14 protein-coding genes are annotated in these 12,678 nt (G+C 73.0%); 12 read left to right on the forward strand and 2 right to left on the reverse strand.

The genetic code is table 11. The annotated features are described in order from the left end of the window. Positions 1-23: 23 nt before the first annotated feature. The 4 genes from O3X23_RS05525 (at position 24) to O3X23_RS05540 (ending at position 2,987) form a co-directional block, all read left to right on the forward strand. A complete protein-coding gene (locus O3X23_RS05525; protein WP_269269981.1) occupies positions 24-842 on the forward strand; it encodes a class E sortase in 819 nt (272 codons plus the stop codon). Between the two features lie 75 nt (positions 843-917). After that, entirely contained in the window at positions 918-1,226 is a 309-nt protein-coding gene (locus O3X23_RS05530; RefSeq protein ID WP_269269982.1) for a DUF6412 domain-containing protein, read from the forward strand. An 84-nt stretch (positions 1,227-1,310) separates the two neighbouring features. Beyond that, positions 1,311-2,048, forward strand: coding sequence for a YidC/Oxa1 family membrane protein insertase (locus O3X23_RS05535; RefSeq protein WP_269269983.1), 738 nt, complete (start codon positions 1,311-1,313; stop codon positions 2,046-2,048). Between the two features lie 84 nt (positions 2,049-2,132). Next, positions 2,133-2,987, forward strand: coding sequence for a fumarylacetoacetate hydrolase family protein (locus O3X23_RS05540; protein ID WP_269269984.1), 855 nt, complete (start codon positions 2,133-2,135; stop codon positions 2,985-2,987). Between the two features lie 284 nt (positions 2,988-3,271). Here O3X23_RS05540 and O3X23_RS05545 read toward each other — a convergent pair whose 3' ends face one another. Both O3X23_RS05545 and O3X23_RS05550 read right to left on the reverse strand, forming a co-directional pair. Next, positions 3,272-3,742, reverse strand: coding sequence for a heme-degrading domain-containing protein (locus O3X23_RS05545; protein WP_269269985.1), 471 nt, complete (start codon positions 3,740-3,742; stop codon positions 3,272-3,274). Then, entirely contained in the window at positions 3,739-4,809 is a 1,071-nt protein-coding gene (locus tag O3X23_RS05550; RefSeq protein ID WP_269269987.1) for a Gfo/Idh/MocA family oxidoreductase, read from the reverse strand. Before O3X23_RS05550 ends, O3X23_RS05545 begins: the two co-directional genes overlap by 4 nt. On the opposite strand from O3X23_RS05550, the gene O3X23_RS05555 reads away from it, so the two are divergent. The 8 genes from O3X23_RS05555 to O3X23_RS05590 all read left to right on the forward strand — a co-directional run bounded on the left by O3X23_RS05555 (position 4,808) and on the right by O3X23_RS05590 (position 12,674). Then, positions 4,808-5,977 (forward strand): ROK family transcriptional regulator, encoded by a 1,170-nt coding sequence (locus O3X23_RS05555; RefSeq protein WP_443047773.1) that lies wholly within the window; start codon positions 4,808-4,810, stop codon positions 5,975-5,977. The two genes, O3X23_RS05550 and O3X23_RS05555, sit on opposite strands and share 2 nt — an antisense overlap. 33 nt (positions 5,978-6,010) lie before the next feature. Continuing rightward, the gene (locus O3X23_RS05560; RefSeq protein WP_269269989.1) at positions 6,011-6,757 is read left to right on the forward strand and encodes a GntR family transcriptional regulator; all 747 of its coding nucleotides are present in this window, start codon (positions 6,011-6,013) and stop codon (positions 6,755-6,757) included. Between the two features lie 138 nt (positions 6,758-6,895). Further along, a complete protein-coding gene (locus tag O3X23_RS05565; protein WP_269269990.1) occupies positions 6,896-8,014 on the forward strand; it encodes a TIGR03364 family FAD-dependent oxidoreductase in 1,119 nt (372 codons plus the stop codon). Positions 8,015-8,031: 17 nt separating this feature from the next. Further along, entirely contained in the window at positions 8,032-8,745 is a 714-nt protein-coding gene (locus O3X23_RS05570; protein ID WP_443047774.1) for a phosphonatase-like hydrolase, read from the forward strand. Next, positions 8,742-9,872 (forward strand): ABC transporter ATP-binding protein, encoded by a 1,131-nt coding sequence (locus O3X23_RS05575; protein WP_269269993.1) that lies wholly within the window; start codon positions 8,742-8,744, stop codon positions 9,870-9,872. Before O3X23_RS05570 ends, O3X23_RS05575 begins: the two co-directional genes overlap by 4 nt. Before the next feature lies 1 nt (position 9,873). Beyond that, positions 9,874-10,755, forward strand: coding sequence for a 2-aminoethylphosphonate ABC transporter permease subunit (locus O3X23_RS05580; protein WP_269270098.1), 882 nt, complete (start codon positions 9,874-9,876; stop codon positions 10,753-10,755). After that, the gene (locus O3X23_RS05585) at positions 10,742-11,539 is read left to right on the forward strand and encodes an ABC transporter permease (RefSeq protein ID WP_269269994.1); all 798 of its coding nucleotides are present in this window, start codon (positions 10,742-10,744) and stop codon (positions 11,537-11,539) included. Before O3X23_RS05580 ends, O3X23_RS05585 begins: the two co-directional genes overlap by 14 nt. A gap of 64 nt (positions 11,540-11,603) precedes the next feature. Further along, positions 11,604-12,674 (forward strand): 2-aminoethylphosphonate ABC transporter substrate-binding protein, encoded by a 1,071-nt coding sequence (locus O3X23_RS05590; protein ID WP_269269995.1) that lies wholly within the window; start codon positions 11,604-11,606, stop codon positions 12,672-12,674. Positions 12,675-12,678: the final 4 nt, after the last annotated feature.

Here is a 12,678-nt window from a genome sequence, read left to right on the forward strand (position 1 = left end):
CCACCGGCCGTATCGTCACCCGCATGACGGTGCGTCAGAAATCAGGGCCCGCGCGGGTCGTCGTCCAGGCCCGGGGGCGGCTGCTGCGCAGCGGCGGCTCCCGGCGGACCCCGCTGGGGCGGGCGCTGTGGGGCGCCGCCGAACTCGGCGTGACGTTCGGGGTCGTCGTGCTGCTGCTGGTGGCGCACCAGTTGTGGTGGACGAACCTGCGGGCGCACGAGTCCGCGCGGCGCGAGGTCGCGGCGCTGGAGCGGCAGTGGGAGGCGGCCCCCGCGCGGGCGGCCGATCCGGACCCGGCGCAGGCGCCCACCGACGCCCCGACGATGGATACATCCGATGACAAGGCGTCGACCAAGGCCCCTCAGCGGCAGCCGACAGCACCCGAACGGGACGACCTGGCCTACGCCGTGCTCCGCATCCCCGCGATCGGGGTGACCGCCCCGGTCGCCCAGGGCATCGGTAAGGGCGCCATCCTCAACCACGGCTACGTCGGCCACTACCCGCAGACCGCGCAGCCCGGCCAGACCGGGAACTTCGCCGTCGCCGGGCACCGCAACACCCACGGAGAACCGTTCCGCTACATCAACCGGCTGCGGGCCGGCGACACCATGACCGTCGAGACGGCCACCGGCCGTTTCGTCTACGTCGTGGAGAGGACCGTCCCGCAGACGTACCCCTCCGACGGATCCGTGATCGCCCCGGTGCCGTTCAGCGCCGTCCACCCGGGCGCCCGCATGACCGGCGCCGGCGCGTACATCACGCTCACCACCTGTACTCCCGAATACACCTCCAAGTACCGGCTGGTGGTGTGGGGACGGCTGAAGTCGGCCCAGGCGCGCTAGGCCGTGTCTGCACCGACCGCGACCCCCTGGGGCTGGTCTACCATCGGAATCCGGACCGACGGAGGAGGCGAGCACATGCGACGCGACACCGCCGCGTTCCGCCTCTGCGTGGGCGCGCTGCTCCTCGTCCTGTCCGGGGTCCTGCTGACCCAGACCGGTCTGGTGCCGAGCGCCGCGGCCGCCGCGACCACGGTCGCCGCCGCGCTGCTGTGCCGCGCCTTCGTCGTCACCGCGGCCTGGGCCGGGCCGGTGGTGCCCGGCCGGATCCGTACGGCGATCCGGGACCGGGAGCGCCGTACGGCCTTCCTCGTCCAGTGCGATCCCGATGCCTCGGGCCGCCCGCGCCCCCGAGCGCCCGGCCGTCCCGTCCCGACGGCCGCGTAGGCGCACCGCTCCCCCCACCGTGCCCGCGCGGCTCGTCACGCCGACTTCTTCCGGCTCGACGAGACCCCGTGGAGGGCTCACCCCATGTCTGTGTTCGCCCATTTCGTCATGTCCATCGCCTCCCTGCTCAGCCCGCTGGCGGGCGCTTCCGCGACCGCGGCGGCCATCGTCGCGATCACCGTCGCCGTCCGCCTGGCCCTGCACCCGCTGGCGCGGGCCGCCGCCCGCGGCCAGAAGGCGTCGGCCGCCCTGGCGCCGCGGGTGGCGGAACTGAACCGCAAGCACAAGAAGCACCCGGAACGGCTGCGGAAGGAGCTGGGCGACCTCTACGCGAAGGAGGGCGCCTCACCCTTCGGCGGCTTCGTCCCGATGCTCGTCCAGCTGCCGGTCTTCTTCCTGATGTACCGGGTCTTCTCCTCGGGCGGCGAGCTCCTCGACCACACCCTCTTCGGCGCCCCGCTCGGCGACCGCTGGACGGACGCGCTCGCCGACGGCGGGGTCGCCGGGCCGCACGGGACCGTCTTCCTCGGACTCTTCGCGGTGATCGCGGCCGTCGCGGGCTGGTCGTACCGGCGGGCGCGGAAGGCCACGGCGGAGGGTGCGGCCGCCGCGATACCCGCGGCACCCGGTGCCGCTCCCGGCGCCGCCACGATGGCGAAGATCCTTCCGCTGCTCTCCTTCGGCACGCTCCTGACCGCCGCCTACCTTCCGCTGGCGGCCGGGCTCTATCTGGCCACCACCACCGCGTGGAGCGCGGCGGAACGCGCCTGGCTGCAGCGCGCCCCCCATGTGGCACTGGATGCCGCGAAGTCCACTTCGTGAAAGGGGGCTTGCGGGACGGCCGTGAGTAATTGGAGGATCTGCCAAGACATCGGATGACCACCCTCGCCCAACAGGAGTACGTCTGTGAAACTGCTGCGTGTCGGACCCGCCGGAGCGGAAGCTCCGGCCCTGCTGGACGGCGACGGAATCCTGCGCGACCTGTCCGGCACCGTGCCCGACATCGACGGCGCACTTCTCGCCGACGATGCCGCGCTCGCCCGGATAGCCGCGGCCGCGGCGGACGGATCCCTGCCCCGGCTGGACGACGGACTGCGCGTCGGCCCGCCGCTCGCCCGGATCGGCAAGATCGTCTGCATCGGCCTCAACTATCACGACCACGCCGCGGAGACGGGCGCGCCGGTTCCGGCCGAGCCGATCGTCTTCATGAAGGCACCGGACACCGTCGTCGGGCCCGACGACACCGTCCTGGTGCCGCGCGGCAGCGTGAAGACAGACTGGGAGGTCGAACTCGCCATCGTCATCGGCCGGCCGCTGCGGTACGCGGCGTCCCACGAGGAGGCGCTGGCCGCGGTCGCGGGCTACGCCCTCTCCCACGACGTCTCGGAGCGCGAGTTCCAGATCGAGCGCGGCGGCCAGTGGGACAAGGGCAAGAACTGCGAGACGTTCAACCCCATCGGCCCGTGGTTCGTCACCGCCGACGAGATCCCGGACCCGCAGGCACTGGGCCTGCGCCTGTGGGTCAACGGCGAACCGAAGCAGAACGGTTCCACCGCGGACCAGATCTTCCCGGTGGCCGAGGTCGTCCGCTACCTCAGCCAGTTCATGGCGCTGTACCCGGGCGACGTGATCAACACGGGCACCCCGGCGGGCGTGGCAATGGGCCAACCGGAGCCGAAGCCGTATCTGAGGGCGGGGGACGTGGTCGAACTGGAAATCGACGGCCTGGGCCGCCAGCGGCAGGTCCTGGCGGACGCGTAGCCCCCGGCCCGGCGCGTCGTGCGGCGCGCCGGGCCCGCCGCCGTCCGGCGCCGTCCGCGAGGCGCCGGACGTCAGAAGCAGTCAGCGCAGTAGGTGCTGATGTTGGGGAGGGTGGCCGGCGCGGCCTTGTAGGTGGATTTCGCGCCGATGATGAACGTGATCTGACGGGAATCACGCTCGGCCCCCGCACCGTGGTGCGGAGTCGAACTCCTGAACCGGTCACGCTTCCCCGCCTTCACGACCTGGGCCGAGGCGATTTCGAGCCACTGCCCCGGGGGTCCGCGCTACCCGCGCACCATGCGGGCCAGCGCCTCGACGACCAGTGCGTGGTCCTCCGACTGGGGGAGGCCCGAGACCGCCACCGTGCCGATGATTCCTACGCCCGCCACCCGGATCGGCACCGCGCCGCCGTGAGCGGCGTAGAGGTCGGGGTCGAGACGGGAGGACTCCTCGAAGGTGGTGCCCTTGGCGCGGAAACGGGCGCCCACGAGGTAGGAGGACGCGCCGTAGCGCTCCGCGACGCGGGACTTGCGGGCGAGCCAGGCGTCGTTGTCCGGGGAGGTGCCGTCGAGCGCGTAGTGGAAGAGCTGCTGGCTCCCGCGACGGATGTCGATCGTCACCGGGGCGCTGCGCGACCGCGCCAGCTCCACCAGCAGCGACCCCAGCCGCCACGCGTCGTCGTTGGTGAAACCGGCGAGGACGAGGTCGTGTTCCTGTGCTTCGAGTTCGGCGACGAGGTCGCTGGGGGTGGTCATGCGCGGGCCTCCACTTCCACGGTGATGCCCTCGCGGGCGGAGCGGCGGGCCGCCTCCAGGACTTCGAGGGCGGCGGCCGCCTCCAGCGCGGTGACCGGCGGGGCCGTACCGTCGCGGAGGGCGGCGGCGACGGCCGCGTAGTACGCGGGGTAGTCGCCGGGCAGCGTCGGGACGGGGTGGACGGAGTCGCCGGCGCCGAGGGTGCCCCGGGCGGACTCCGGCTCGGTGCCCCAGTCGGCGGGGCCCGGGCGCAGGCCGTCGCGGAGGTCGGCCTCCTGCGGGTCGAGGCCGTGCTTGACGTAGCCGGCGGTGCTGCCGAGCACGCGGAAGCGCGGGCCGAGCTGGGCGGTGGTGGCGCTGGCCCACAGGTGGGAGCGGACGCCGCCGGCGTGGGTGATCGCGATGAACGTGTCGTCGTCGACCTGGGCGCCGGGGCGGCGCGTGTCGGACTCGGCGTAGACGCGGACGGCGGGGCCGAAGAGCGTCAGGGCCTGGTCGACGAGGTGGCTGCCGAGGTCGTAGAGGAGCCCGCCGATCTCGGCGGGGTCACCCGACTCGCGCCAGCCGCCCTTGGGCTGCGGACGCCACCGCTCGAAGCGGGACTCGAAGCGCTGCACGGTGCCGAGCCCGCCGTCGTCCAGGAGGCGGCGCAGGGTGAGGAAGTCGTTGTCCCAGCGGCGGTTCTGGAAGACGGAGAGCAGCAGCCCGCGGTCCTTGGCGAGGGCGGCCAGCTCGTAGGCCTCGGCGGCGGTGCCGGCGAGCGGCTTGTCGACGACGACGGGCACGCCGGCCCGCAGGGCGGCGGTCGCGAGCGGCACGTGGGTGCGGTTGGGGGAGGCGAGCACCACGAGGTCGACGGGGTCGCCCGTCCACAGCTCTTCGGGGGAGTCGGCGAACCGCACGTCGGGGTGCTCGGCGCGGGCCTGCTCGCGGCGCTCGGGGTTCGACGTGGCGACCGTGTCGAGGACCAGGCCGTCGGTGGCGGTGATGAGGGGGGCGTGGAAGACGGAGCCGGCCAGGCCGTAGCCGACCAGTCCGACGCGGAGGGGGGTGGCGGGACTACTCATGCACCTACTTTCGCAACAGTGTTGCCAAAGAGCAAGCACCGGCGACAATGGTGGGGTGAACAGGGGAATCTCAGGGGCGAATCTGCCCGCGCTGCGGCACCACAACGCCGCTCTGGTGCTCGACCTGCTGCGGGCCGCCACCCGGCACGGGACCGGCGGCATCAGCCGGCCGGAACTCGCCGAGCGCACCGGGCTCACCCCGCAGGCGGTCAGCAAGATCACCGCGCGGTTGCGGGCCGAGGGGCTCGCCGAGGAGTCCGGCCGGCAGGCGTCGACCGGCGGCAAGCCGCGCACCGAGCTGCGGCTGGTGCGCCGGGCGCGGTACGCGGCCGGGGTGCACCTGGACCGGGACGAGCTGACCGTCGTCCTCGCCGACCTGTCCGGCGAGCGGGTGCGGGCCCGCACGTCCCGGCTCGGCCTGGGCCGTCCCGCGGAGGAGGTGCTGGAGGCGGTGGCGCGCGAGGTGCGCGCGCTGGACGCCGGCCCCGGCCTCCTCGGCGTCGGCGTCGCGGCTCCCGGACCGCTCGACCACGCCTCCGGCGTCCTGCACCGGGTCACCGGGTTCCCGGACTGGGACGGCTTCCCGCTGCGTGAGGCGCTGGAGGAGCGGCTCGGGCTGCGGGTCGTCGTCGACAAGGACACCAACGCGGCGGCGCTCGCCGTCCTGGGTGGTGACGCGGACGGCGCCGGCGGCAGGGACGGCGGCTCGTTCGCGTATCTGCACCTGGGGACCGGGCTGGGCGCCGGGCTGGTGCTGGACGGCGGGATCTTCCGCGGTGAGCGCACCGGCGCGGGCGAGTTCGGGCACCAGGTGGTGCAGTTGGACGGCCCGGTGTGCGGCTGCGGCAACCGCGGTTGCATCGAGGCGATGTGCCTGGCCGCGGTCGAGCGGGGTGACACGGCGGGCGCCGCCTACCTGCTGGGCGTCGGCGCCGCCAACCTCGTCTCGCTGCTCGACATCGACCGGGTGGTCCTCGGCGGGCGCACGGTCCTGGCCGACGAGGCGCTGTTCGGCCGGGAGGTCGCGGCGGTGCTGACCGAGCGCACCCGGCGTTCCGTGGGGCGCACGGTGCCGGTCTCGGTCGCCCCCGGCGGAACGCGGGTGGTGGCCGACGGCGCGGCGCTGCTCGTGCTGGCCTCGGTGTTCGGCGGCGCCGTGCTCGGCTGACCGGACCGTCCCTGGTCTGCGAGGATCGGCTCCGTGACAGACCACCGCGCCCCGATCCGGTCCGGCGTGCCCGAGCACGGCCGGGTGCCCAAGTACTACGCCGTGAAGACCCGGCTGGAGGCCGTGCTCGACGAGCTCGGCGAGGGCGGGTCGCTGCCGACCGAGCGGGAGCTGGCGGCCACGTTCGAAGTGGCGCGGGAGACCGTGCGCCTCGCGTTGCGCGAGCTGCTGATCCAGGGCCGGGTGCGGCGCAAGGGGCGGGGCACGGTCGTGGCGGGACCGAAGCTGGAGCAGCCGCTGTCGCTGGCGAGCTACACCGAGGGCGTCCGCCGGCAGGGCCGGGTTCCGAGCCGCACGCTGATCACCCTGGAGCGGCTGGCGGCCGACCCCGTGCTGGCGCGGGAGCTGGGGGTCTCGGACGGCGACGAGGTCTGGCACATGGAGCGGGTGCTGCTCGCCGACGACGAGCGGGTCGGCCTGGAGAGCACCTACTCGTCGGTGGCCCGACTGCCGGACCTGGAAAGGGACTTCGCTCCCGACTCGTCCTTCTACGCCTATCTGCGCGACCGGGTGGGCGTGGAGCTGGTATCGGCCGACGAGCGGATCGAGACGGTGCTCGCGACGCCGCGTGAGGCCCTGCTGATCGGCACGCCGCCCGCGCTGCCGATGCTGTTGCTGCACCGGACGAGCCGGGACGCCGGGGGAGCGCCGATCGAGCGGGTGCGCTCGCTCTACCGCGGCGACCGGTTCAGTTTCACCACGCAGATGTCGAAGCAGTAGGACGCTCCACGGGCGGCCGCGCGGAGCATTTTGATCACAAAATGGTAACGGGTCTAGTCCAAGCATTGCTGGGCTGTTCACCATCGGTTCATGCACGAGATACGAGCACTTCCGAATGCCCGAGCACCTTTGGGCCCCATGAGAGTCCTGATCGTCGGCGCCGGTGCGCTCGGCACGATGCACGCCTGGCACGCCGTCCACCGCGGCCACGAGGTCGTCCACCTGGAGCGCGAGCGGGAGGCCCGCGGCGCCTCCGTACGCAACTTCGGCCTGGTGTGGGTCGGTGGCCGGTCGGCCGGTGAGGAGCTGGAGACCGCGCTGCGGGCCCGCGAGCTGTGGCAGGACATCGGCGCCGAGGTGCCGGACATCGGATTCCGCGCCAACGGCTCGCTCACCGTGGTCCGCAACGACGCCGAGAAGGCCGTCGTCGACGAGGTCATCGCCCGCCCGGACGCCGCCGAGCGCGGCTTCACGTGGCTGGACGCCGCTGCGGCCCGGGAGCACAACCCGGCGCTGCGCGGCGACATCACCGGCGCGCTGCTGTGCGAACGGGACGCCGCCGTCGAGTCCCGGGTGGCGCTCCCCGCACTGCGCGAGCACCTGGCGGCGACCGGCCGCTACACGTTCCTGCCCGGCCGCGAGGTCCGCGAGGTCGGGCCCGGCACGGTCCGCGACGATCACGGCCGGACGCATCGGGGCGACAGCGTTGTGCTGGCCACCGGAGCCTGGCTGTCCGGGCTGGTGCGCGAGCTCGCCCCCGAACTGCCGGTCCGCCGGGTGCGGTTGCAGATGGCGCAGACCGACCCCCTCGGCGAACCGCTGACCACCTCGCTCGCCGACGCCGACAGCTTCCGCTACTACCCGGCCTACGAGGGCGCCGCGCTCGACGCGCTGCGCTCCGGACAGCCGCAGCCGCCGGTCGCCGCCGCACACCGGATGCAACTGCTGATGGTCCAGCGCCTCGACGGCGGACTGACCATCGGCGACACCCACGAGTACGACGAGGCGTTCGGCTTCGACGTCGTCGAGGACCCGTACGACCACCTCCTCGCCCGGGCCGGACAGCTGCTCGGCCGGCCGCTGCCGCGCATCAGGCGCCGCTGGGCCGGGGTGTACGCGCAGTGCGTGGACACCTCCCGGGTGGTGCACCGGCAGGAGGTGCTGGACGGGGTGTGGCTGGTGACCGGGCCCGGCGGGCGCGGCATGACCTGTTCCCCGGCGATCGGTGAGACGACCGCCGACGCGTTGGGCTGGTGAGAGGAGAGATGACGAACATGACGGACCGCATCGAACTGGTCGTGCTGGACATGGCCGGCACCACGGTCGCCGACGGCGGCCTCGTGGAGCAGGCGTTCTCCCGCGCGGCCGAGGAGCTCGGAGTCGAGCCGGGCAGTGACGACCACGCCAGGAAGCTCGACTACGTCCGGGCGACGATGGGAGAGTCGAAGATCACCGTCTTCCGGGCGCTCTTCGGCGACGAGGACCTCGCCCGGCGCGGCAACGCGGCGTTCGAGACCGCCTACGCCGAACTGGTCGACGGCGGCCGCTGCGCGCCGCTGCCGGGCGCCGCCGAAACGATCGGAAGGCTCCGGGGCGAGGGCCGCACGGTCGTCCTGACCACCGGCTTCTCCCGCGTCACCCAGGACGCCATCCTGGACGCGCTCGGCTGGCGGGACATCGCCGACCTCACCCTGTGCCCGGCCGACGCCGGGCGCGGGCGCCCGTTCCCCGACCTGGTGCTCGCCGCGCTGCTGCGCACCGGGGCCGCCGACGACGTACGGGAGATCGCCGTGGCGGGCGACACCTCGTACGACATGCTCTGCGGCCGCCGCTCCGGCGCGTCCGTGGTCGCCGGCGTGCTGACCGGCGCACACGACGAGGCCGCGCTGCGCGAGGCCGGCGCCACCCACGTCCTGGTCTCCGTCGCGGAACTCCCGGACGTACTCGCGGGGTTCGCCGCGACCGCCGGGGCGGGGATGCGGCGATGAGTACGGAGCCGGGCGGGCCCGAGGAGGCCCGGACCTCGCGCGCGGTGCGCAGTGGCATCCGCTTCGACCACGTCAGCGTCCGGTACGGGGACCTGACGGTGCTCGACGCGCTCGACCTCACCGTCGAGCCGGGCGAGGTCCTCGCCCTCCTCGGCCCGTCCGGCTCCGGCAAGACCACCGCGCTGCGGGCGGTCGCCGGCTTCGTGCGGCCGTCCGGCGGCCGGGTGCTGATCGGCGGGCAGGACGTCACCGGCCTGCCGCCGCACCGGCGCGGCATCGGGATGGTCGTCCAGCAGTACGCCCTCTTCCCGCACCTGCGCGTCGACCAGAACGTCGCCTTCGGTCTCCGGGCGCAGCGTCATCCACGGGCCGCGATACCCGGCCGGGTCGCCGAGGCGCTGGAGATGACGGGGATGGCCGAGTACGCCAGGCGCTATCCGCGTGAGCTGTCCGGCGGCCAGCAGCAGCGCGTCGCGATCGCCCGCGCGCTCGCCGTCCGCCCCGGCGTCCTGCTGCTCGACGAGCCGCTGTCCGCGCTCGACGCGCGGCTGCGCTCGGGCATGCTCGCCGAACTGGCGCGGCTGCACCGCGAACTGCCCGACGTGTCGATCCTGTACGTCACCCACGACCAGATCGAAGCGCTCACCCTCGCCGACCGCATCGCGGTCATGGACCGGGCGCGGCTCCAGGACTGCGGCACCCCGCAGGACCTCTACCGCCGTCCGCGCACCGAGTTCACCGCCTCCTTCGTCGGCAGCGCGAACCTGCTGCCGGTCCGCGTCGGGAAGGAGGGCGCGCTGCACCTCGGTGACGCGGTGCTGCGCGCCGCCGAGCTGCCGAACGGCGCCGTCACCGGGGCCGAGGCCACGATGTGCGTCCGCCCGCACGCGCTGCGGCTGGCGGCGGCGGACACCAGCGGCGCCAACACGCTCCGCGGCACGGTGACGGGCGTGCAGTGGCGGGGTTCGACCCACCGCCTCCTGGTCACCTCCCACGGACAGGAGCTCCGGGCCGACGTGGGCGATCTCCGCAAGCCACCCGAGGCCGGCATGGAAGTCACTCTCGCCTTCGACGCCGAGGACACCGTGCTGCTGCCCGCAGGTGTAGGGAGCCCGGCCCGTGACTGACATGACGATGGAGACGGCGCGGGAGGGGGCCGGACGGCAGCACACGACCCGCCGGCTCTGGGCGCTGCCGCCGGTAGCAGCCCTCGGGCTGACGTTCCTCTACCCGCTCGCCCTCGTCGTCCAGCAGTCGTTCACCCCGGAAGCGGGCGGCGGCCACGACCTGGCCGGATACCGCGAGGTGTTCGCCTCGGCGGGCTTCCGCGAGGCACTGTGGACGACGGTGTGGATCGCGGTCGGCTCCACCGCCGGCTGCCTGGTCCTGGGCTTCGCGCTGGCGCTGGTGATCGCCTTCGTACCGTTCCCCGGCGGCAAGGCGCTCAGCCGGTTCATCGACGTCTTCCTCGCCTTCCCGTCCTTCCTGATCACCCTCGCGCTGCTCTTCGTCTACGGCACGGCCGGCATGGCGAACGGCCTGTGGACGGACGTGACGGGCGCGGGAAGCGGCCCCGTCGACTTCCTGCACACGCCGTGGGGCGTGCTGCTCGCGGAGATCACGTACTTCACGCCGTTCGTGATGCGTCCGCTGCTCGCCGCGTTCTCGCAGGTGGACACCGCGCAGATCGAGGTCGCGTCCTCGCTGGGCGCGAAGGCGCCGCGGATCGTGAGGCAGGTGATCCTGCCGGAGGCGCTGCCGTCGCTCGCGGCGGGCGGCAGCCTCGTGCTGGTGATGTGCCTGAACGAGTTCGGCATCGTGCTCTTCACCGGAGCGAAGGACGTCACCACGCTGCCGATACTCGTCTACAGCAAGGCGATCCTGGAGTCGGACTACACCGGCGCCTGTGTCGTCGCGGTCGTGAACATCGTCCTGTCGGTCGCTCTCTACGGGCTGTACCGCGTCGTCGTCGCCACAACAGCCGCCGGAGGCCGTCGTGCTGGTGCATAGCCGCAGCGGCCGCCGGGCCGTGTGGGCCGTCTTCCTCGTCCTGTTCCTGCCCCTGTTCGCGCTGCCGTTCGCGGTGATCGCGCTCGCGTCCTTCGCGACGCACTGGAGCGGGGCCCTGCCCTCCGGCCCGACGCTCACGCACTACCGGGACATCACCCGCGGCGAGTCGCTGGACGCGCTCACCACCAGTCTGGTCACCGCGTTCGCCGCGAGCGTGCTCGCACTGGCCGTCGGCGGCTGGGCGGCGCTGGCCGCCGACGCGCTGCGCGGCAGCTGGGGCAGGCTGCTGGACGCGCTGTTCATGCTGCCGGTGGCGGTGCCGTCGGTGGTGGTCGGGCTGTCCCTGCTGGTGGCGTTCTCGAAGCCGCCGCTGCTGCTCAACGGCACCCGCGGCATCGTCGTCCTGGCCCATGCGGTGCTGGTCACGGCCTTCGCCTACCAGTCCGTCAGCGCGGCCGTGGCCCGGCTCGACCCCGCCTACGAGCAGAGCGCGGCGAGCCTGGGCGCGCGTCCCGCGTATGTGCTGTGGCGGGTGAAGGTGCCGCTGCTGCTGCCGTCCCTCACGGCGGCCGCCGGCCTGTGCTTCGCCCTGTCCATGGGTGAGCTGAGCGCCACGATGATGCTCTACCCGCCCGACTGGCTCCCGCTGCCGGTCAAGATCTTCGGCGCCACCGACCGGGGCTCGCTCTTCTCCGGAGCCGCCCTCGCCGTGGTGCTGATGGTGACGACGCTCGTCGTCCTGCTCGGCGTGAGCCGGATCCGCACCCGGGCCGCCTACCGCTGACGTACCGCTGACCTCACGCACCACCCTTCTCGATTCCGTCACCCAGCAAGGAGATCGATCCGCCATGCCCGCACACAGCCGCAAGCCGCTCGCCGCCGTCGCCGTCGCCGGCGCCCTCGTCCTCGCCGGTTCGCTCACCGCCTGCGGCGGCACCTCCGCCGCGAGCGACGCCAAGGAGATCACCGTCTACAGCGCCGACGGCCTCAAGGCCGACGACGGCTCCGGCTTCTACGACAAGGTCTTCAAGGACTTCACCGCCAAAACCGGCATCAAGGTGAAGTACGTCGAGGGCGGCTCCGGCGAGATGGTGCAGCGCCTGGCCCGCGAGAAGTCCAACACCCAGGCCGACGTCGTCGTCACCCTGCCGCCGTTCATCCAGCAGGCCGACGGCAAGGGCCTGCTGGACACGTACAAGCCCGCCGGCTCCGACCAGGTCGCCGCCGCCGACAAGGACGCGGCGGGCAGGTGGACCTCGGTCGTCAACAACTACTTCTGCTTCATCTACAACACCAAGGAGCTGAAGCAGGCCCCCAGGACCTGGGACGACCTGCTGGACCCGAAGTACCAGGGCAAGCTGCAGTACTCCACGCCGGGCGTCGCCGGTGACGGCACGGCCGTCGTCATCAAGGCGGTCCACGACTTCGGCGGCCTGGAGCCGGCGATGGCGTACCTGAAGAAGCTGCAGACCAACAACGTCGGGCCGTCGAAGTCGACGGGCGCGCTCGCACCCAAGGTCGACAAGGGCGAACTGGTCGTCGCCAACGGCGATGTGCAGATGAACTTCGCCGACATGAGGACCATGCCGAACCAGGGCATCTTCTTCCCCGCCGCGAACGCCACCGGCAAGCCGACGACCTTCGCGCTCCCGTACGCGGCAGGCCTGGTCAAGGACGCCCCGCACGCGGAGAACGGCAAGAAACTGCTGGACTTCCTGCTCACCCCCGAGGTGCAGCGCGAGGTGTCCTCGGTCGGCGGCGGCTTCCCGGCCCGTGCCGACGTGACGGTGACGGACGCGAACGCGGCGAAGCTGAAGGCGGTCATGTCGGGCGTCGAGATCTTCACGCCCGACTGGGCCAAGGTGAACGCCGAGCTGACGTCGTACGTCGACGCCTGGAAGAAGGCGACCGGCAGCTGATCAG

This window comes from Streptomyces sp. H39-S7, assembly GCF_027158205.1.
Taxonomy (GTDB): domain Bacteria; phylum Actinomycetota; class Actinomycetes; order Streptomycetales; family Streptomycetaceae; genus Actinacidiphila.

Excerpts from the sequence above, each read along its gene's own strand:
- O3X23_RS05525 (WP_269269981.1), top strand. The coding sequence starts at position 24 with ATGACGGTGCGTCAGAAATCAGGGCCCGCGCGGGTCGTCGTCCAGGCC.
- O3X23_RS05530 (WP_269269982.1), top strand. The coding sequence starts at position 918 with ATGCGACGCGACACCGCCGCGTTCCGCCTCTGCGTGGGCGCGCTGCTC.
- O3X23_RS05535 (WP_269269983.1), top strand. The coding sequence starts at position 1,311 with ATGTCTGTGTTCGCCCATTTCGTCATGTCCATCGCCTCCCTGCTCAGC.
- O3X23_RS05545 (WP_269269985.1), bottom strand. The coding sequence starts at position 3,742 with ATGACCACCCCCAGCGACCTCGTCGCCGAACTCGAAGCACAGGAACAC.
- O3X23_RS05555 (WP_443047773.1), top strand. The coding sequence starts at position 4,808 with ATGCACCTACTTTCGCAACAGTGTTGCCAAAGAGCAAGCACCGGCGAC.
- O3X23_RS05550 (WP_269269987.1), bottom strand. The coding sequence starts at position 4,809 with ATGAGTAGTCCCGCCACCCCCCTCCGCGTCGGACTGGTCGGCTACGGC.
- O3X23_RS05565 (WP_269269990.1), top strand. The coding sequence starts at position 6,896 with ATGAGAGTCCTGATCGTCGGCGCCGGTGCGCTCGGCACGATGCACGCC.
- O3X23_RS05570 (WP_443047774.1), top strand. The coding sequence starts at position 8,032 with ATGACGGACCGCATCGAACTGGTCGTGCTGGACATGGCCGGCACCACG.
- O3X23_RS05575 (WP_269269993.1), top strand. The coding sequence starts at position 8,742 with ATGAGTACGGAGCCGGGCGGGCCCGAGGAGGCCCGGACCTCGCGCGCG.
- O3X23_RS05580 (WP_269270098.1), top strand. The coding sequence starts at position 9,874 with ATGACGATGGAGACGGCGCGGGAGGGGGCCGGACGGCAGCACACGACC.
- O3X23_RS05590 (WP_269269995.1), top strand. The coding sequence starts at position 11,604 with ATGCCCGCACACAGCCGCAAGCCGCTCGCCGCCGTCGCCGTCGCCGGC.